This window comes from Actinomyces oris, assembly GCF_006546825.1.
Lineage (GTDB): Bacteria > Actinomycetota > Actinomycetes > Actinomycetales > Actinomycetaceae > Actinomyces > Actinomyces oris.
The window spans coordinates 208472-226072 of record NZ_VICC01000001.1 but is presented as its reverse complement, the minus strand read 5'-3'; the positions used below and the strand labels follow the sequence as shown (position 1 = coordinate 226072).

Here is a 17601-nt window from a genome sequence, read left to right as displayed (position 1 = left end):
TGAAAGTGTCGATGAGCGACCATGATTGTCGATGAAGGGCGTCATGTGTCCATGAAGGAGCTGCCGTCAGGCTGGGCCTGGGGTACTCCACGAGGGTCGGGCGCTACTAGGGGAGGTTCGGGGGTACTCCACGAGGTCGGGACCTTCGTGGAGTACGCACAACCTCTGGCCGGTAGGACCCGACCCTCGTGCAGTGCGGGCGCAGCGCCTGGGCCGGCCTGTGACTCCTAGGTCCTGTTGCGTATGTCCGGGCGGAGGCCGGTTCTCGCTAGTGGCCGACGTCGCGGTCGTACCTTAGGTCTCGCGTTCGAGGGGTAGAGGGTACGAACGCGCGCCCTAAGGTACGAACACGCGGACGCTTCACCCCACTGTCGCAACAGTCCTTAGTCGCCGGTCCCCGGTCGGCGTCTCCCAGCCAGTGCCTCTCTGCCAGCGACTCCTGGGTAGCGTCGTCCAGCCGGCGCCGCCCGGCCGGCGGTTCCCGGTCTGATCTGCTTGTGTGCCTTCAGTCGTCCAGGTGGGAGACGAGCTCGGCGGCCAGGCCCGTGTAGGTGGCGGGCGTCAGGGCGAGCAGCCGCGCCTCGACGTCGTCGGGCATGCCGAGCCCGGAGATGAACTCGCGCATGCCCTCGGGCGTGACCTTCTTGCCGCGGGTCAGTTCCTTGAGGCGCTCGTAGGGGTCGGCCATGCCGGTTGCCCCGGCGACGGCGGCCGCCCGCATCGCCTGCTGGACGGGCTCGCCGAGCACCTCCCAGGTCGCCTCGAGGTCCTCCTCCAGGCGGGCGCGGTCGACGTCGAGCCCGGCCAGGCCCCGCCGGATGTTGTCCACGGCCAGCAGCGAGTGCCCCAGGGCCACGCCCACGTTGCGCTGCGTGGTGGAGTCGGTGAGGTCGCGCTGGAGGCGGGAGGTGACGAGAGTGGCGGCCAGCGTGTCCAGCAGCGAGCAGGAGATCTCCAGGTTGGCCTCGCCGTTCTCGAAGCGGATCGGGTTGACCTTGTGCGGCATGGTCGACGAGCCGGTGGAGCCCTGCGCGCTCAGGCGCTGGTGGAAGTAGCCCAGGGAGATGTAGGTCCACACGTCCGTGGCCAGGTTGTGGGCGATCCGGTTGAAGCGGGCGACGTCGGAGTAGAGCTCGGCCTGCCAGTCGTGGGACTCGATCTGCGTGGTCAGCGGGTTCCAGGTCAGGCCCAGGTGCTCCACGAAGCCGCGACCCACCGCCTGCCAGTCGGCGCCGGGCACGGAGACGACGTGCGCACCGAAGGTGCCGGTGGCGCCGTTGATCTTGCCCAGGTACTCGGTGGCCTCGACGCGGCGCACCTGGCGGCGCAGCCGGTGGGCCAGGACCGCCATCTCCTTGCCGAGCGTCGTGGGGGTGGCCGGCTGGCCGTGCGTGCGGGCCAGCATGGCGGCGTCGGCGTGCTCGTGGGCCATGGCGGCCAGGTCCTCGACCAGCCCGCGGGCGGCCGGCAGCCACACCTGCTCGACGGCACCCCGGATCGTCAGGGCGTAGGAGAGGTTGTTGATGTCCTCGCTGGTGCAGAAGATGTGGACGATCTCGCCGACCGTGGGCAGCACGGTGGGGCCGCCGTCGGCGCCGACGACGCCGGGGGCCTGGGCGGCCGCGACCAGGCGCCGCTTGAGGAGGTACTCGACGGCCTTGACGTCGTGGCGGGTCTCGGCCTCGATGGCGCCGAGCTCGGCGATCTCCTCGGCCCCGAAGTCCTCGACGACGCCGCGCAGGTAGCTCTTCTCCGTCTCGCTCAGGCGGGGGGCGCCGGGCAGGACGCCGCCGTCGGTGAGGTGGATGAGCCACTCGACCTCGACCTGCAGGCGGGCCCGGTTGAGCGCGGCCTCGGAGAGGTGGTTGACCAGCGGGGCGGCGACGGCGCGGTAGCGGCCGTCCAGGGGGCCCAGGGCGATGGCGGGGGAGACTGCGGAGAGATCGACCATGCCGCTCATTGTGGCAGGTTGGCACCGATCTCTGCGAGCGGGGCCTCCTGGGTCGTGACGAGGACGGGCTGGGCCTCGGGGCGGCGTCGGCGGTAGGCGGTCACGACGACGAACAGCAGGATGCCGGCCGACGGCAGGTTGATGGCGGCGGCGGGCTCATGGCTGTAGAGGCCGTGGCCGAGCAGGGCGGCCGCCAGCCCCAGGCCGATGACGGCCAGCGCGAGGATCGAGGGGCCCGGGATCCGCTGGGACGGCTCGGCGCGCTGAACGTGCTGGGCCTGGAAGAGGATGAGACTGACCGTGAGCAGGCTCAGCGGCGTCAGGAGGGAGGTTTCCCAGCCGAACAGGCCGCCGCCGACCGTCAGGGCCAGGACGGTCGTGGCAAGTGTGAAGACGACTGGAGGGAGGAGTCGCATGGTAGATGACCTTCTAGGGCGGGCATGGTGGGGAATGGTATGACCGGGCAAAATCCTGCCGGATCCTTGTGTCGTTTTCAACAAGTGGTCCGTCGTCGTTGGCGGGGAGCACTCCCCGGTCGCCGCCAGCCTATACGGCACGCCGACCCCGGACCCGTGAAGTAAGTTCCGACCAGGGAGAATGTGATGCCTCTGTGATGCCATAGGAGGTCGGGCCCGCTTGGACACCATGAGTCGATGGAAGGAAGCCCGATGCGGCTGGGTCCGACGGCGCCACCGATGTCGTCGCCGTCGAACGTCGTCGACTGCCGCCTCGCGCTCGGCTTCGGGGCCGCTCCCCGAGCCGAGGACTGCGTTTCGCGCCGAGGACGTGCTTCTCCTCCAAACGACGCGGTCCCACCCCCAGTCATCTGGGGGACAGCGCAGCCCTCGGCGCGAAAGTACGTCCTCGATCGACGTCGTCGAAGGTCCCGGGCGGCTGGTTGTGCCATATGCTGACCTCATGGGTCGCTTCCGTACTGATGACGCACCAGCACTCATTAGTGCTGCGCGTCTGGATGCAGGGCTCTCACGGGTGCAGTTGGCCCAGCGTGTTGGCTTGAACGAGTCGGTCTTGATGCAGGTGGAGTCCGGGGCGCGTGCGGTGTCCGACGAGCTGCTCGAGGCGGTGCTGCGCGCAGCCGGTTACCGACCGTCACTCCCACTTGCTATGCAGGCTGATAAAATCCTCGCCTGCGCCGAGTCTCATGGCCTCAGCAACCTCCGCGTTTTCGGATCGTCAGTCAGGGGGGAGGATGACTTCGACTCTGACATCGACCTTCTGGTCACGCCGTCGACCAGTACCGACCTGTTCGACCTGGCCCTGTTCGTTGATGATGTTGAGAGACTCACTGGGTTCCCGACCGACGTCGTTTCCGACTCCCCCCTACCTGTTCAGTTGACTGCCGCTGCACGAGAGGCGGTGCCGCTGTGAACGAGGAGCGTCAACGGGCTCGCTTTACTCCGCGTACCAGGCAGGATGGGGTGAGGCTCCATGATCGTGAGAATCTGGACGCCGAGCTTGCGCTGATTCGTGACCGGATCGACGTCGTCATCGCGCACGGACGAGAAGAGTTTTACGACGGTGCTCAAGCCTATGACGTTGCCTGCATGGTGATCATCCGACTTGCCGCTCTGCTGGAGCGACCTGAGTTCTTGCCTTACCTGGTGGCGATCTCTGAGGACGAACGCCGGGCCATTCGAACCACACGCAATATTGCGGCACACGCAGGCTATCGATCGATGGATGACAGTCTTTTCTGGATGGCAATCACTCGGCGTGTTCCCGAGATCTTGGACCGGATCCATGCCCGCGGGTGACGGACCCTATCGGGCCGAGGTCGTGTGTGCGGTGACCTCGCGGGTCCGCCGGTCCCTCAGGCTGCGCACCAGGACGTAACCCAGTAGAACCAGTTCGGGCAGGATGAGGAGCGCGACGACGTCGGACCGGTAGAGGCCTCGCGCGAGAACGAGTCCGGAGAGGACGAGTCCGGCGATCCCCAGCAACCGGATTCCCGACGGCGACAGGTTGCGTTCGCCCGGATCTGAGGTCTGGGCCTGCAGCAGAACCAGGCCGAGCAGGAGCATGCACAGCGATGTGTTGAGGCTGCTGAACTGCCACCCGAGAAACAGGCTCCCGATCGAGGTGACCAGGACGGTCAGGGCAAGGACAAGAATGGCGGGCTTGATGAGTCGCATGGCGAGCACCTCGGCGAACGGGTTGCGGTAGCAAGCGTCCTCAGTCTAAGCCGGTGCCTTGGTCGGAGGCCGGCCGGTGGCAAGGGCGGGTCGACGCCGGCCGGGCTCAGGGCTCGGGCCTCAGGCCTCGGAGGGTGCGCCCATGGCGCCGTCGCGGGTCCAGTAGCCCTGGTGCTGGATGCTGCGCCGGCTCAGACCGGAGGCGATCAGGTGGCGTCGTACCGCCTTGGTGGCGCTGCTCGCCAAGGCGATGAACACCCAGTCCAGGGCTAGGTCCCCGGTGTCCGCCCACAGGGTGCGGTCGACGGCGGCCAGCAGCTTCTCCTCGGAGATCCCGGGATTGACGCGGATGAGCCGATGGTCGCGCGCGGCCAGCGGCAGAAAGCCGGCCTCGGGCGCCAGCATGACGACGGTGGCCAGGCTGCTCGGCGGGGAGGCGGCGACGGCGTCGGCGAGTGCGGGCGCGGAGGCCTGGTCGCCCACCAGCAGCATCCGGTCGCCGGGGGACGGCATGCGGTAGCCGGTGCCGCCCATGACCTGGACGGACACGGTGGCTCCCGGCTTGACGCGCTTCGACCACCGCGACGCCGGGCCGGCGGGCTCATGGTGCAGGACCAGGATGATGGCGGTGGCCTGCTCGCGGTTGATGCGGGTGATGGTGTAGGCGCGCTGGTGCTGGCGGCCGCCCTGCGGGATCCACATGCGCACCCAGGCGGTGGGCGGCAGCATGGCGGCGCTGGTGCCCAGCAGGCTCGGGCAGTGAACAGTCAACTCCGTGTAGGGCGCCAGCTCGCGCACTGCGGTAATCGTGAGCTTGTGCTCCGGCGCCCGCAGCGCCTTGAGCACTGTGCCTTGGAATCCCCTCCCACCACGTGCCATCTGCGTGTCCGCCTCCCGGTCGTCTGATCTCGCGCTCAGGCGAACCATAACCGGAATGGTTGAAGGCTTGCTTAGGACCTGCTGCTGAGAACACAGGAGAAAATGCCGAAAGAATTCCGGCGATGGGTGGGTGCTGGACGGGGTAGTGCCCGGCGGGCCCGGGCGGCCGCGGTGGCCCGGGCTGCCGGGAGCGGGGCGTCGTCGAGCTGCCTGCGCCGGCCAGGGCCTGCCCCACCCGCCTCAGGCCATTGGGTCCCAGCTGGGCAGCATGACGGGCTCGGTCTTCAGGGTGGCGCGGACCTCCTCGGGCAGGCGGCTCGCGCGCACCACGACCTCGAAGACGTACTCGTCGAACCAGGAGTCGCTCATTGTGTGGAAGCCCTTGTCCCCGAACTTGTCACCCCAGGAATTCTCCACCCGCCAGCGCCGCGGGACGCCGTCCACCAGGTCGACGCCGGTCAGGCACATGGCGTGGGTGAGCGCCGACTCGCGCGCCACCAGCCGCTCGGCCTTCGTCATCGACAGGTCCACCCCGTACAGGCCCTCGTAGTCGTGCAGGGCGGCGTCCCAGATCCCGGCCTTCTTGTCCCGCTGCTTGGCGACGTCGCAGGCGAACCACACCGGTTCGCCGTCCTGGATCGCGGCGATTGCGGCGGCCTTGAGCACCTCCAGCTCGGCGGTGACGTGGTCCTGGACCGGTTCGCCCACCATGACGTCGCTGCGGCCCATGCCGTAGCGTGTGTTGACCGCGATCTCCGGGCGCGGGTCGTGGGCCACGACCACGAACTCCTCCACCCCGGTGACATAGCGCTGCGCGAACTGTCGCGGCGTGAGCGTCCCGACCCGGTGAAATTCCTTGTTCTTATCGCGGTACTGCCACACGAACTCCTCGGGCGGGGTCCCCAGATGGATGCACAGCATCCGGTGAACCTGCTCCAGGGCCGTGAGCCGCAGCGGCTCAGGGTCGACGCCGTCGGCCACTGCGGCCCGCAGTCGCAGGGCCGTGCGCCGCAGCAGCGTGGCCAGGTGCTCGTTCATCGCCTCGGAGTTGCCGGCCGAGACCGTGTCCGGCATGGCGTAGGCCGGGACGATCCCGTACTTGGCCACCAGACGCGCGAACTCCGGCCACCAGCCGCCGTCGGGAATGGGGGAGTACAGGGAGTCGACGACCTCGCGGTCATCCAGGGGGCGGTCCGCCTCGGCGATGACGCGCGTGAGGAAGGCGTTGGCCTTCTCCAGCTTGTCGTAGAAGAAGGGGAAGGCCTGGCTCAGCTCCAGGGAGTCGAGCTCGAGCTCCTTGAGCATGGAGGCGCGCAGCACGTTGAGGCCTGCGAAGGCCCAGCAGCGTCCCGACTGCTTCTGGTCGGTGATCGAGGCGTCCGGGACAAGGTCGGACACGGAGGTGTCGATGGCGGTCACCGCGGTCCGGTCCAGGGAGACCTGCTCCACGTCCGTGGTGGCGACGGCGTTGCCGGCCAGGCGGGCGGCGGGGTCGGCGAGGAAGGCGGCATTGCGCTGGGCGACCCAGGAGGTGTCGATTGTCATGGGCAGAGGATAGATCGGGCGGAGCGCTCGCGTCCCCGCCGGGCCGCCGGGCGCCGTCGCTGAACCGCCTGCCGGGTGACCCGGCGTCGGTAGGATCGCGGCATGACGCAGCCCTGCCAGCAGCATTCCGATCCGCAGTCCGACGCCGCTCACTCCGCCTCCCGCTGGGAGGAGCGCTACGCCTCGGTCGAGCAGCTCTGGTCAGGTCGCCCCAACGACTGGCTGCCGGAGCTCGCCACCGACTGGAGCCCCGGGACCGCCCTGGAGATCGGCTGCGGCGAGGGCGCCGACGTCCTGTGGCTGGCCGAGCGCGGCTGGCAGGTGGTCGGGCTGGACCTGTCCGCCACCGCCATCGGGCGCCTGACCGGGCAGGCCGAGCGACTCGGGGTCGCCTCGCGCGTGACCGGCCGCGTGCACGACGCCGGAGACGGCCTGCCGGTCGGCCCCTTCGACCTGGTGACGAGCTTCTACGTCCACGGCGGTCACGAGCCGGGCTCTCTGGACCTCATGGCCCTCCTGTCCGACGCCGCCGCCCGCGTCGCCCCCGGCGGGCACCTGCTCACCGCGGTGCACGCCGTCAACCCGCCCTGGCACACCCACCACGCCCGCACCTACACGGCCGCCGAGCTCCTCGAGGGCCTGGCCGAGGCGACGGCCGGCTGGGAGGTCGTCGTCGGCGAGGAGCGGGACCGGCAGGCCACGGGGCCCGACGGTCAGGAGGGGTACCGGGCCGACGCCGTCGTGTGCCTGCGCAGGCCGCCGGCCTCGGTTTGATGGACAAGCCGTGGGAAAGGCCCTGAAGAAGTGCCGGAATATTCTGGGTAATCGCCGGGATGTGGTGCACACTACGTAGAAATGGCGGAATGGCGCCTATTTCTCAGCGTGTTCATAGGGGAATTCGGGGGGTCCGCTCAGGATCGGTGGGTTACATAGTTACTGCCGCCGGACGGAACCGGTCACGAGGGTTGGGGAGCCCGATGACTGGCAGGTCTCCGAGTCTGGAACGGGTCTTAGGGAGCCCGGACCGGACGTTCTGGTGAAGGAGGTCCTGCCTCCCCGGCCTTATGGGAAGCCGGGTAGCAGGAGGACCTCGCGAGGCTTGGGCCCGCGGTCCGGGAAACCGGACCGCGGGCCGAGTCCTTTATCGAGTGGGTGCGAGGCCGAGGCCCGGCCACCGGTCAGTGCGGCGAGCCCCTCCCCGTCTCCCGGCGCGAGGACGTGCGGTTCACCGGGGGCCACAGGTGCCGGAGTGCAGGGCTGATCCACAGGGCTGCAAGCCGGCGCTGCGGCCGCCTTCAGGTCGCCCTACCGTCGAGTCATGTCTTTCTCACTGTCACGCTCCAGGGCGGACTACGACGCCGCTGTCACTCAGTTCCCCACCTCGGTCCCCGCCAGCTGGGTGGGGGCGGACTCCACCGCCTGCCAGACGGCGCTCACGAATGCCTCCGGGCTCCTGACCGCGTTGGCGACGCGCTACGACACGGCCTCCTCCAAGGTCGGTGTCATCGAGTCACGCAACTCACCGGATGGAACGAGCTGATCATGAGTCCAGTTGCCATGGACGGAGACAGTCAGTACCCCGCCTGGAAGCAGAACCCCCACGCGACGGATCCGCCTTATGCCAACCAGCCGCCCCCGAAACCCAAGACTCCTCCCGCCTCGGCCGCCCCGGAGGATAGCGGCCACAGCTGGACCATATGGAGTGGTGGCCCTGCGGTGGTGGTGTCGGGCGGAACCGTCTCCGTGAACACGAGTGATCTCGACTCCCTGGCCAGCAGCCTCAACTCGGCGGCAGGCTCCTTGGATGACGCGCGAACCCTCATAGCCAATGTGGTCACTGAAGTGAATGAGGCGCCGCCTCCACCGGTATCCCCACCCAGCATCCCTTACCCGATCCTGGCGGGCCTCGATCTGGAGAAGTCCGTCGCTCTTCAGGCCCTGGATGCGTTGACCACCGGGCCGGGGTCGCTCGAGGCCGTCGCCGGTACGCTGCGCGGCATTGCCTCCGACGTCACCGCCTGCTCCCAGGCCCACACCCTGGCCGACGGGAAGGCCACTCCCGTCAATGGTCTGGTGGGACCCGTGGACGTGCGGGCCTTCGACTCCGGTCTCCTCAAGATGGCGCTGGGGTCCGTCGCAATCGCCTCTCAGTTCCCCACGATCGCAACTCTGCTGGCGTCCTCACCGGCGACGAGCTGGCTGCTCTATGAGCTGGTGAAGGACAACGAGGACGGGCAGGCCGCCGTCGAGGTCCTCCAACTCCTGCTCAGTGACCCGACCACCGAGCAGTGGGTCAAGGAGGACCTCGTCAGGATCGTCCTGCTGACGCGCTGGCTGAAGAATGCCAAGACCGGGCGGGAGGCCGCCACGGTCCAGGCCTACCTCCAGCAGGTCTCCCAGCGTCTCGACCCCTGGGCGAAGCAGCGCCTGCCCGGGCAGGTTGCCGTCGGGACGCAGACCGTCGACACCACGAGCCTCACGTCCATGCAACGCGTCGCCATGGTCCTGGGCGCGAACGCCGCCGCGATAGGGGCCGGGGTCTACGGCACCCAGAGCGGCGTTACGGTCACCCCCGTCGGCGGTACCGGATCCACCGTGCTGCCGCCCGCCGCCAAAGACCCCTTCGGGCTCGCCAGCGCCGTGAATCCCGGTATGACCGGCAAGGGCAAGGAGGCCAAGTCCCCGCAGAGCATCTCCGAGACCATCACCCACTGCCAGGAGGTGCAGTCCTCCAGGAACTCCCTGGGGCAGGGCTACGAGGAGGCCGGGGTCATCTCCATCCAACGGGTCGAGCACGCCGACGGCCGAGTCTCCTGGGTCGTCTATGTCCCCGGCACCACGGACTGGACCTCCGGCGACGGCGAGCCGCAGGACCTGCTCACCAACCTCGAGGCCGTGGGTGGCACGCCCACGGCCATGGAGAGCGGCGTCGTCACCGCCATGCGCCAGGCCGGTATCCAACCGGGGGAGGAGGTCGCCCTCTACGGCCACTCCCAGGGTGGGATCACGGTCTCCAACATCGCCGCCGACCCAGCGATCCAGGGGCGTTACAACATCACCACGGTCCTCACCGCCGGCTCGCCCACCGCGGGAGCCGACATCCCCGACGACGTCCACGCCCTGCACCTGGAGAACACCGGTGACGCCGTCCCCGGGCTCGACGCCGCCCCCACACCCACAGGCCCCCACCGGCAGGTCGCCATGCTCGACACCCACCAGACGAGCACGAACGGCTACCCGCACGCCTCCTCCGCCTACGCCCAGGCCGCTGAGGGGCTGGAGGACAAGGCGCCCGAGCTGGCCGACTGGAACAAGTCCTTCTCGCGGGCTTCGGGCGCCGGCGAGCAGGGGACGACCACCACCGAGTACACCTTCGCGGTCCAGCGCAACACCGACCCCAACGGGATCTACAAGGGCGGCGCCACCTACCGGGGCAAGGTGCCCTCGGCGCAACCCTCCTATCCCCGGCCCACCCCGAGCCCGCAGTCGACGGGCGAGCACTAGGTGTGAGGTCATGACGGTGGTGACGTGTGCTGGGACGCAGGTGCCGGCCTGCTCCGCGAAGCACGGGGAGCCGCCAGGTGACGCTGGGCGACGCCGGCCTGCATCAGCTGAGCCGTCCGGCGCACCTCCGACGTCGTCGACCTCAGTCCTCGCGGCGCACGAGCATCGCGGCGATGATCGAGGAGATCACCGAGACGATGATCGAGCCGGCCACCGCCGAGCCGAAGGAGGCGACCTCCAGCCCCAGCGGCACCGAGCCGCCGGCGCCCAGTGCCGCGATGTGGTCGGTGAGCCAGCCCGTCAGCGAGAGCATCGCGCCGTTGACCACCAGGGCGAACAGCCCGAAGGTGATGATGTAGAGCGGGAAGGTCAGGAACTTCGCCACCGGTTTGATGAGCGAGTTCACCAGCGCCAGCACCAGGCCCAGGACCAGCAGGTTCAGCCACATGTGGGAGGCACCCACACCCTCGGGCACACTCAGCCCGGACAGCAGGCGCGTGGCCAGCCACAGGCCGGCCGCGTTTCCGACGGTTCGTGCCACGATCTCCATGGGCCCATTGTGCCCGGGCAACCTGTGCCGGTGCCAAGATGGGGGTATGAATCCTGCAGCGACCCCAGTTCCCGGCGGTCCCAGTCCCGCGTCCCCCGCCGGGGGATCGGAGAGCGCCCCCTCGACGACGGTGCGCATCCGCCCCGACGTCGCCGCCCTGCCCGCCTACGTGCCCGGGGCCCGCCCCGACGCCGCCACGGCGGCGCAGATCGCCAAGCTCTCCTCCAATGAGCTGCCCTATCCGCCGCAGGACGCGGTCGTCGAGGCCATCACCCGCGCTGCCACCGGGGTCAACCGCTACCCGGAGATGACTGGGGAGAGCCTCACGCAGGCCCTCGCCCGCCGCTGGGGCGTGGAGGCCGATCAGGTCGTCGTCGGCAACGGCTCGGTCGCCCTCATCCAGCACCTGCTCGACGCCGTCTGCGAGCCCGGCGACGAGGTCGTCATCCCCTGGCGATCCTTCGAGGCCTACCCGATCTGCGTGGCCGTCGCCGGGGCCCGGGCCGTGCGCGTCCCGCTGACCCCCGACGCCCGCCACGACGTGCCTGCCATGCTGGCGGCCATCACCCCCCGCACCCGCGTGGTCATGGCCTGCACCCCCAACAACCCCACCGGGACGATCCTGACCGCCGAGGAGCTGGCCGAGCTCGTGGCCGGGGTGCCGCGCGACGTCGTCGTCCTCATCGACGAGGCCTACCTCGACTTCGTCACCGACCCGCGGGCCGGCGACGCCCTCACCCTCCTGGCCGGGGCCCCCAACCTCGTGGTCTCACGGACCTTCTCCAAGGCCCATGCCCTGGCCGGGATGCGCGTGGGCTACCTCGTGTGCGAGCCGGGCCTGGCCGCCGCCATCCGTTCGGTGACCACACCCTTCGGGGTCAACCTGCCTGCGCAGGCCGCCGCGACCGCGGCCCTGGGGGAGGGAGAGCTGGCCCGCACCGCCGAGCGCTCGGCCGCCGTCGCCGCCGAGCGGGACCGGGTCGTGGAGGCCCTGCGCACCCAGGGCTGGCAGGTGCCCGAGGCTCAGGGCAACTTCTTCTGGCTCGGCGTGGGTGAGCAGACGACGGCGCTGGCCGAGCACTTCCGCGGCGCCGGCATCCTCGTGCGGCCCTTCGCCGGTGAGGGCGTGCGGGTCTCGGTGGGGACGACGTCGGACAACGAGAGGGTCCTGGCCGCCGCGGCCGCCTGGCGCGCCGAGCACTGAGGCCCGCCGGAGCGGGTCCGCCGACAGGGCGGGGCGGGTGACGGCGTCGTCGCAGGCCTGGTCACACTGAGATCGTCACCAGGAAGGCCACGCACATGAAGACCTCGACGATGCCCATCGTCCCCGGGCGCAGCGGGCGGTGGCGCGCGCGCACCAGCTGCCACTGCCACAGCGGCATGACCAGCGACCGCACCGTCAGCACCGCCCACAGGACGGCGTGCCCCCACGGCAGCATCCCCGACGACGCCAGCCACCACGTCACCGCCGCCACCACCGCGTGCGCCGCCACCGTGCCGGCCAGCAGCGTGTAGTTGAAGCGCTCGCGGATCATCGACTTGATGTAGGGGACCGTCCCGCCGAAGTAGGCGGCCGTCAGCGCCGTGACCAGCCACATCCAGGACCAGCCCGTCAGGGCGCCGCTGGGGGAGGCCCCGGGCAGGGGGGAGCTCGGTGTCCCCAGGCCCAGGAAGCCGCCGTCGCCGCGCACCGCCAGGCTGTAGGTGACGGCCGCCATGAGGGAGGCGGCCGTCGTCGTCGACAGCCCCGAGAGCAGTGAGCGCTCGTGACCGCGCCACACCTGGTGCAACGCGATGGCGAACAGTGGCGCCAGAGGCACCGCCCACTGGATGAGGTAGGGCGCCACCAGCAGAGTGATGAGGGCCAGGGAGGCCGTCCAGCCGGTGTAGACCAGGAGCGGCAGCATGATGAGGGCGCGCTTGCGGGCCGAGCGGGTGCGCAGCCACTGCGACCAGGACCAGTAGGTGAGGTAGCCGCCCCACCAGGCGGGAAGGAACAGGAGGTTCACCCAGCTGAAGCCGCCCACGACCCAGCCGACGATCGGCGGCAGCACCAGCATCGACCAGGCCCCGTGCTGGTTGGGGACCCAGGCCTTACGGCCGGGCTGACGGCGGATCTGCTCCTGGGTGGGGGGCTTGGGGCGCTCGGTCTGCCGGGGCTTGCCGGTGGCCAGCATGATGTCGTCCTGCGGGCCGGGGCGGGACTGCTGAGAGGGGGCTCGGCGCAGCGCCGTGGTGCCGGAGGGCGCCGTGGAGGCTCCCGGCGGAGTCAGGGCCTGGTCGGTCGACGCGGCCTCCGGGCTCGTCGGGGAGCCGGCGGGCGCGGAGGATGTGGAAGGCGCGGGGGAGTCCGCCGATCCGGCGGCCGGCGTCGGGCGCGGGGGATCGGTGTGCGCGGAGGGGTGCTCGACGTGGTGCTTGGACGGCCTCGACGGGCGTGACTGGCTCACGCCCTCACCCTAATCGCTTGCCCCCAGAGCTGGCTGGGGACGTTCTCTTCCAGCCGGGGACATCTTGCGCGTGCGGGGACACTTTCTTCCGGTCGGGGACGTCCTGCGCGTTCGGGGACGGGATTGCTGTCCCCGACGGCGTCGAATGGCCCCGTCTGGGGCGGCGCGCACCCGGCCGCGTGGAATGTCCCCGCGGGCAGGGCGGCGCCGGGATCGGTGGCGCCTTACCAGCGCACCCCGGTGGGGTGGATGCCGTGGCGGGCGAGTTCGCGCAGCATGGCGGGGGCGTCGGTTGGCCAGACCTCCTCCCAGGTCCAGCGGGCGACGTCGTAACCGGCGCGGGTCAGGGCGAGCTCGCGGCGGCGCTCGTTGAGGACGGTGTCTTCGGCGTCCTTGCCGACGCTGTTCTTGCGGTACTTGATGCGGCCGTCGAACTCGCCGACCACCTTGGTGCGGGGCCACAGGAAGTCGAGGCGGTAGGTGTGGCTGTCGATGTGGACCTCGTGCTGGAGGTCGGGGCGGGGCAGGGTGGCCTGCCACATGCGCACACGGGAGAGGGACTCGCCGGGAGATTCGGAGCGGGCGTCGGTCAGGTGGATGGCGGTGCGGGCACTGCGAATGCCGCGGGCGCCGGTGGCCAGGTGGTCGACGGCGTCGTTCAGCTCGGCGCGGGTGCACAGGTGGGAGGCCAGGGCGGCGTCCATGGCGCAGACGCCCTGGGTGAGCCCGCCCCACCGGGCCAGGTCAACGACCGTGTCGGCGATGGACGAGGTGTGGGCGCCGGATGTGTTGAGCAGGTCGCCCAGGCCGGGGCGGCGATGGCGTTGAAGCAGCGCCGTGCGCGCCCGGGCCTCACTGAGGCGGAGGCACTGCACTCGCCCGGGGAGGCGGCCCACCAGGGGCAGCCCGAGCCACACGGCGGCCGATGGGCCGAGCAGGACGACGTCGCCGCGGGTCTTGGCCATCGCGGCCCGGATGAGGGTCATGTGCCTCAGGTCCGGCCTGGCCTCCGCCCACTCCTGGGAGGGCACGTAGGTCCCCGGAGCGATGCGGGTGAGTCCCGGGCCCGCGAACAGACGGGATGCCCCGGTCATGACCGGGTCGGAGGTGAGGAGCAGCGGTAGCGATGGTGCTGGGCTGGGACTGTGTGCGAGGTCGGTGCGTTCGAGGATGGTGGTACTCATGCCTCCCATCGTGGGGCGACGCGCGGGAGGAGGAGCCCGACGGCGTCAGCCCTGTGGAGGGGGCTTGCACCCGGCGACCTGTGGCACCCGGAGAGTCGCCATCTGCGGGGACTTTCCGCGCGTGTGGGGACGGTAGGGCCAGGTGGCGGCGGTGGTAGTGGCGGTGGCCGGGGACATCCGGCGCGTGCGGGGATATCCTGCGCGTGTGGGGACATTTTCTTCCGGCCGGGGACGTGTTGCGCGTTGGGGGACGGGATTGCTGTCCCCGACGGCGTCGAATGCCCCCGGCCGCAGCGAGACGCACCCGGCTGCGTGGAATGTCCCCGTGGCTAGGTCGGTGCGAGGCAGGAAGGCGCCGCCGTGGAGACGTCCAGGTGCTGCGGTGCTGGTCGGGTGGGCGTCGAATGCCCCCGGCCGCAGCGAGACGCACCCGGCCGCGCGGAATGTCCCCGTGGGTGGTGCGCTTCGCGATGCTCAGGCCAGGGTGAGCCGCATCTGGTGCCAGGGCACGCCGCCGTGGTGGGAGGCGGACAGGCCCTCGTCGACAAAACCCAGGCGCGCGTAGAAGCCCACGAGGTCGTCGAGGCAGGTGAGCACCAGGCCCTGGCGGCCGTGGACGCGCGTTGTCTCAATGACGGTGCGCAGCAGTCGGGTGGCCAGCCCCTGCCCTTGAGCCGCGGGAGCCGTAGCGACGCCGAGGATCATCTGCCAGGCCCCGTCGGGGTCGTGCATCGTGGGCGCCTCGTACATCTCGTCGCTCAGATCGCGCGCGTGGGTGCACGGTCCGTTGACCAGCGTCAGCAGCATGCCGCCCTCGTCCTCGATGAGCCAGAAGTGGTCGGCGTAGGTAGCCATCCGCTCGGCGATCGTTGTCGGGCTGGCGGCCTGCTCGGGTGGGAAGCAGATGGCCTCCAGGGCAGCGGCCATGGCCGCGTCCTGCGCCTGCTCCGCCCGGGCTGTCCGGGCCGTGCGGATGTGGAGGACGGGGGAGTCGGAGGTACCCATGGCCATATTTTCACCAGTCGGTAGATCGACGTCGAGCATTCACCAGTGTCTCCGCGCGTCCCGCCGTCACAGTCGGGGACGTCTTGCGCGTGCGGGGACACTTTCTTCCGGCCGGGGACGTCCTGCGCGTTGGGGGACGGGATTGCTGTCCCCGACGGCGTCGAATGCCCCCGGCCGCAACGACACGCACCCGGCCGCGCAGAATGTCCCCGTGGGTGGTGCGGGTGGGGTACGACGGTGAAGTTCCGGATGATGCGGTCATGATCGGGGACGTCTTGCGCGTGCGGGGACACTTTCTTCCGGTCGGGGGCATCCTGCGCGTTGGGGGACGGGATTGCTGTCCCCGACGGCGTCGAATGCCCCCGGCCGGAAGGACACGCACCCGGCCGCGTGGAATGTCCCCGTGGGCAGGGCGGCGAGAGACAGGGTGGTGTGAGGCAGGGCAGGAGGCGGGCAGGTGCTGAGCCGGGCACTTCTCGCGTAGCCCGACAGAAATACTGTCGGGGCCTTGAGAAATGCCCGGCTCGGTGGGGAGGGAATGTCAGCGCGAGGTCAGTCGCCCAGGGCCGCGGCGACCACCTTCTTGGCCTCCTCCTGCACCTGGGCCAGGTGCTCGGCACCCTTGAAGGACTCGGCGTAGATCTTGTAGACGTCCTCCGTGCCCGAGGGGCGCGCGGCGAACCAGGCGTCCTCGGTGGTGACCTTGAGCCCGCCGATGGGGGCCCCGTTGCCGGGTGCGTCGACCAGGCGGGCGGTGATCTCCTCGCCGGCCAGCTCGGTGGCGGTCACGTCCTCGGCGGCCAGGGCGGCGAGCTTGGCCTTCTCCTCCTTGGAGGCGGCGGCGTCAATGCGTGCGTAGGCGCTGGCGCCGAAGCGCTCCACCTGCTCCTCGTGCAACTGGGAGGGGGACTTGCCGGTGACGGCGATGATCTCGCTGGCCAGGAGGGCCAGGATGATGCCGTCCTTGTCCGTGGTCCACACGGTGCCGTCCTTGCGCAGGAAGGAGGCCCCCGCGCTCTCCTCGCCGCCGAAGCCGATGGAGCCGTCGAGCAGCCCGGGCACGAAGTGCTTGAAGCCCACCGGCACCTCGATGAGGGTGCGGCCGATCGCGGCCGCCACCCGGTCGATGAGGCTGGAGGAGACCAGGGTCTTGCCGACGGCGGCGTCGGCGGGCCAGCCGGGCCGGTGGGTGAAGAGGTACTCGATGGCCACGGCCAGGAAGTGGTTGGGATTCATCAGCCCGCCGTCGGGGGTGACGATGCCGTGGCGGTCGGAGTCGGCGTCGTTCCCGGTGGCGACGTCGTAGGGGGTCTTGCCCTCGGCGTCGGGCGTCATCGTCGAGCGCAGCGAGGCCATGGCGTTGGGGGAGGAGCAGTCCATGCGGATCTTGCCGTCCCAGTCCAGGGTCATGAAGTGCCAGGCCGGGTCCACCTCGGGGTTGACCACCGTGAGCTCCAGGCCGTAACGCTCACCGATCGCACCCCAGTAGTCCACCGAGGCGCCGCCCAGCGGGTCGGCCCCGATGCGCACGCCGGCCTTGCGGATCGCCTCGAGGTCGATGACGCTCTCCAGGTCGGTGACGTAGGTCTCCAGGTAGTCGTGCTTGATGATGTGGGGGCCGTCGAGGGCCTCAGCGACCGGGACCCGCGGGACGTCCTGCCACCCCGAGGCGAGCAGTTCGTTGGCGCGGTTGGCGATCCACGTCGTGGCCTCGGAGCCGGCCGGGCCGCCGGTGGGCGGGTTGTACTTGAAGCCGCCGTCGCGTGGCGGGTTGTGGGAGGGGGTCACCACGATGCCGTCGGCCAGGCCGGGGCCGCTCGTGCGCACCCCCGCCTCGGTCCCGGCGCCGTTGGCCAGGAGGATGGAGTGTGAGACGGCCGGGGTGGGCGTGTAGGCACCCCGGGCGTCGACGGCGGTGGTCACCCCGGCCCCGGCGAGCACCTCGACGGCGGTGCGCCAGGCGGGCTCGGACAGGGCGTGGGTGTCGCGGCCCAGGTAGAGGGTGCCGTCGGTGCCCTGGGAGCGGCGGTACTCCACGATGGCGGCGGTCGTGGCCACGATGTGGGCCTCGTTGAAGGCGGTGTCCAGAGAGGAGCCGCGGTGCCCGGAGGTACCGAAGACGACCTTCTGAGCCGGGACGGCGGGGTCGGGGACGAGGTCGTAGTAGGCGGAGACGACCTCGTCGACGTCGATGAGGTCTTCGGGCTGTGCTGGCTGTCCTGCGCGTGCGTGCATGGGCACAGTGTGTCACGTGCCACTGGCTGGATCAGCCCGTTTCGCTGTGCGAAACACTGGCTGTTCCGAGGCCGGGACGCGGTGATCGGCGGGGCTCCATGTCCGACGACGACGGCGTTGTGGGAGGCTTCGCCGCGAGGGCCGC

Annotated in this window: 16 protein-coding genes; 6 read left to right on the top strand and 10 right to left on the bottom strand. The window is 70.3% G+C overall.

The window, feature by feature from the left end:
* Positions 1 to 505: 505 nt before the first annotated feature.
* Complete coding sequence (purB, locus tag FK267_RS01000; RefSeq protein ID WP_141405869.1) at positions 506 to 1951, bottom strand: adenylosuccinate lyase; 1446 nt, start codon at positions 1949 to 1951, stop codon at positions 506 to 508.
* Positions 1952 to 1956: 5 nt separating this feature from the next.
* Complete coding sequence (locus FK267_RS00995; protein ID WP_075378744.1) at positions 1957 to 2367, bottom strand: hypothetical protein; 411 nt, start codon at positions 2365 to 2367, stop codon at positions 1957 to 1959.
* A gap of 502 nt (positions 2368 to 2869) precedes the next feature.
* Between FK267_RS00995 and FK267_RS00990 the strand changes: the two genes are divergently transcribed.
* Both FK267_RS00990 and FK267_RS13540 read left to right on the top strand, forming a co-directional pair.
* Positions 2870 to 3340: an XRE family transcriptional regulator gene (locus FK267_RS00990; RefSeq protein WP_141405868.1), complete on the top strand. Its 471-nt coding sequence runs from the start codon at positions 2870 to 2872 to the stop codon at positions 3338 to 3340.
* A complete protein-coding gene (locus FK267_RS13540) occupies positions 3337 to 3726 on the top strand; it encodes a ribonuclease HepT family protein (RefSeq protein WP_141405867.1) in 390 nt (129 codons plus the stop codon). Before FK267_RS00990 ends, FK267_RS13540 begins: the two co-directional genes overlap by 4 nt.
* A gap of 6 nt (positions 3727 to 3732) precedes the next feature.
* Here FK267_RS13540 and FK267_RS00980 read toward each other — a convergent pair whose 3' ends face one another.
* The 3 genes from FK267_RS00980 to FK267_RS00970 all read right to left on the bottom strand — a co-directional run bounded on the left by FK267_RS00980 (position 3733) and on the right by FK267_RS00970 (position 6528).
* A complete protein-coding gene (locus FK267_RS00980) occupies positions 3733 to 4104 on the bottom strand; it encodes a hypothetical protein (protein WP_141405866.1) in 372 nt (123 codons plus the stop codon).
* 120 nt (positions 4105 to 4224) lie between these two features.
* Positions 4225 to 4983: a siderophore-interacting protein gene (locus FK267_RS00975; protein ID WP_141406251.1), complete on the bottom strand. Its 759-nt coding sequence runs from the start codon at positions 4981 to 4983 to the stop codon at positions 4225 to 4227.
* Between the two features lie 240 nt (positions 4984 to 5223).
* The gene (locus tag FK267_RS00970; protein WP_141405865.1) at positions 5224 to 6528 is read right to left on the bottom strand and encodes a C1 family peptidase; all 1305 of its coding nucleotides are present in this window, start codon (positions 6526 to 6528) and stop codon (positions 5224 to 5226) included.
* Between the two features lie 102 nt (positions 6529 to 6630).
* Here FK267_RS00970 and FK267_RS00965 point away from each other — a divergent pair, with 102 nt between their 5' ends.
* The 3 genes from FK267_RS00965 to FK267_RS00955 all read left to right on the top strand — a co-directional run bounded on the left by FK267_RS00965 (position 6631) and on the right by FK267_RS00955 (position 10032).
* Positions 6631 to 7302: a class I SAM-dependent methyltransferase gene (locus FK267_RS00965; RefSeq protein WP_141405864.1), complete on the top strand. Its 672-nt coding sequence runs from the start codon at positions 6631 to 6633 to the stop codon at positions 7300 to 7302.
* A gap of 544 nt (positions 7303 to 7846) precedes the next feature.
* Positions 7847 to 8068 (top strand): hypothetical protein, encoded by a 222-nt coding sequence (locus FK267_RS00960; RefSeq protein ID WP_075374848.1) that lies wholly within the window; start codon positions 7847 to 7849, stop codon positions 8066 to 8068.
* Positions 8069 to 8244: 176 nt separating this feature from the next.
* The gene (locus FK267_RS00955) at positions 8245 to 10032 is read left to right on the top strand and encodes a hypothetical protein (protein WP_373693228.1); all 1788 of its coding nucleotides are present in this window, start codon (positions 8245 to 8247) and stop codon (positions 10030 to 10032) included.
* Positions 10033 to 10174: 142 nt separating this feature from the next.
* On the opposite strand, the gene FK267_RS00950 is transcribed toward FK267_RS00955, so the two are convergent.
* Entirely contained in the window at positions 10175 to 10582 is a 408-nt protein-coding gene (locus FK267_RS00950) for a phage holin family protein (protein ID WP_141405863.1), read from the bottom strand.
* A gap of 46 nt (positions 10583 to 10628) precedes the next feature.
* Here FK267_RS00950 and hisC point away from each other — a divergent pair, with 46 nt between their 5' ends.
* Positions 10629 to 11786: a histidinol-phosphate transaminase gene (hisC, locus tag FK267_RS00945; RefSeq protein ID WP_141405862.1), complete on the top strand. Its 1158-nt coding sequence runs from the start codon at positions 10629 to 10631 to the stop codon at positions 11784 to 11786.
* Between the two features lie 61 nt (positions 11787 to 11847).
* Here the strand turns inward: hisC and FK267_RS00940 are convergent, their stop codons facing one another.
* The 4 genes from FK267_RS00940 to pgm form a co-directional block, all read right to left on the bottom strand.
* Complete coding sequence (locus FK267_RS00940) at positions 11848 to 13032, bottom strand: YwiC-like family protein (protein WP_198498114.1); 1185 nt, start codon at positions 13030 to 13032, stop codon at positions 11848 to 11850.
* 224 nt (positions 13033 to 13256) lie between these two features.
* On the bottom strand, positions 13257 to 14216 hold the full coding sequence (locus FK267_RS00935; protein ID WP_232622463.1) for an endonuclease domain-containing protein: 960 nt from the start codon (positions 14214 to 14216) through the stop codon (positions 13257 to 13259).
* 474 nt (positions 14217 to 14690) lie between these two features.
* Positions 14691 to 15221, bottom strand: coding sequence for a GNAT family N-acetyltransferase (locus FK267_RS00930; RefSeq protein WP_232622462.1), 531 nt, complete (start codon positions 15219 to 15221; stop codon positions 14691 to 14693).
* 552 nt (positions 15222 to 15773) lie between these two features.
* The gene (gene pgm / locus FK267_RS00925) at positions 15774 to 17456 is read right to left on the bottom strand and encodes a phosphoglucomutase (alpha-D-glucose-1,6-bisphosphate-dependent) (protein ID WP_141405859.1); all 1683 of its coding nucleotides are present in this window, start codon (positions 17454 to 17456) and stop codon (positions 15774 to 15776) included.
* Positions 17457 to 17601: the final 145 nt, after the last annotated feature.

Excerpts from the sequence above, each read along its gene's own strand:
- FK267_RS00990 (WP_141405868.1), top strand. The coding sequence starts at position 2,870 with ATGGGTCGCTTCCGTACTGATGACGCACCAGCACTCATTAGTGCTGCG.
- FK267_RS00960 (WP_075374848.1), top strand. The coding sequence starts at position 7,847 with ATGTCTTTCTCACTGTCACGCTCCAGGGCGGACTACGACGCCGCTGTC.
- FK267_RS00930 (WP_232622462.1), bottom strand. The coding sequence starts at position 15,221 with ATGGGTACCTCCGACTCCCCCGTCCTCCACATCCGCACGGCCCGGACA.
- FK267_RS00970 (WP_141405865.1), bottom strand. The coding sequence starts at position 6,528 with ATGACAATCGACACCTCCTGGGTCGCCCAGCGCAATGCCGCCTTCCTC.
- pgm (WP_141405859.1), bottom strand. The coding sequence starts at position 17,456 with ATGCACGCACGCGCAGGACAGCCAGCACAGCCCGAAGACCTCATCGAC.
- FK267_RS00995 (WP_075378744.1), bottom strand. The coding sequence starts at position 2,367 with ATGCGACTCCTCCCTCCAGTCGTCTTCACACTTGCCACGACCGTCCTG.
- FK267_RS00965 (WP_141405864.1), top strand. The coding sequence starts at position 6,631 with ATGACGCAGCCCTGCCAGCAGCATTCCGATCCGCAGTCCGACGCCGCT.
- FK267_RS00975 (WP_141406251.1), bottom strand. The coding sequence starts at position 4,983 with ATGGCACGTGGTGGGAGGGGATTCCAAGGCACAGTGCTCAAGGCGCTG.
- purB (WP_141405869.1), bottom strand. The coding sequence starts at position 1,951 with ATGGTCGATCTCTCCGCAGTCTCCCCCGCCATCGCCCTGGGCCCCCTG.
- hisC (WP_141405862.1), top strand. The coding sequence starts at position 10,629 with ATGAATCCTGCAGCGACCCCAGTTCCCGGCGGTCCCAGTCCCGCGTCC.
- FK267_RS00935 (WP_232622463.1), bottom strand. The coding sequence starts at position 14,216 with ATGAGTACCACCATCCTCGAACGCACCGACCTCGCACACAGTCCCAGC.
- FK267_RS00950 (WP_141405863.1), bottom strand. The coding sequence starts at position 10,582 with ATGGAGATCGTGGCACGAACCGTCGGAAACGCGGCCGGCCTGTGGCTG.
- FK267_RS00980 (WP_141405866.1), bottom strand. The coding sequence starts at position 4,104 with ATGCGACTCATCAAGCCCGCCATTCTTGTCCTTGCCCTGACCGTCCTG.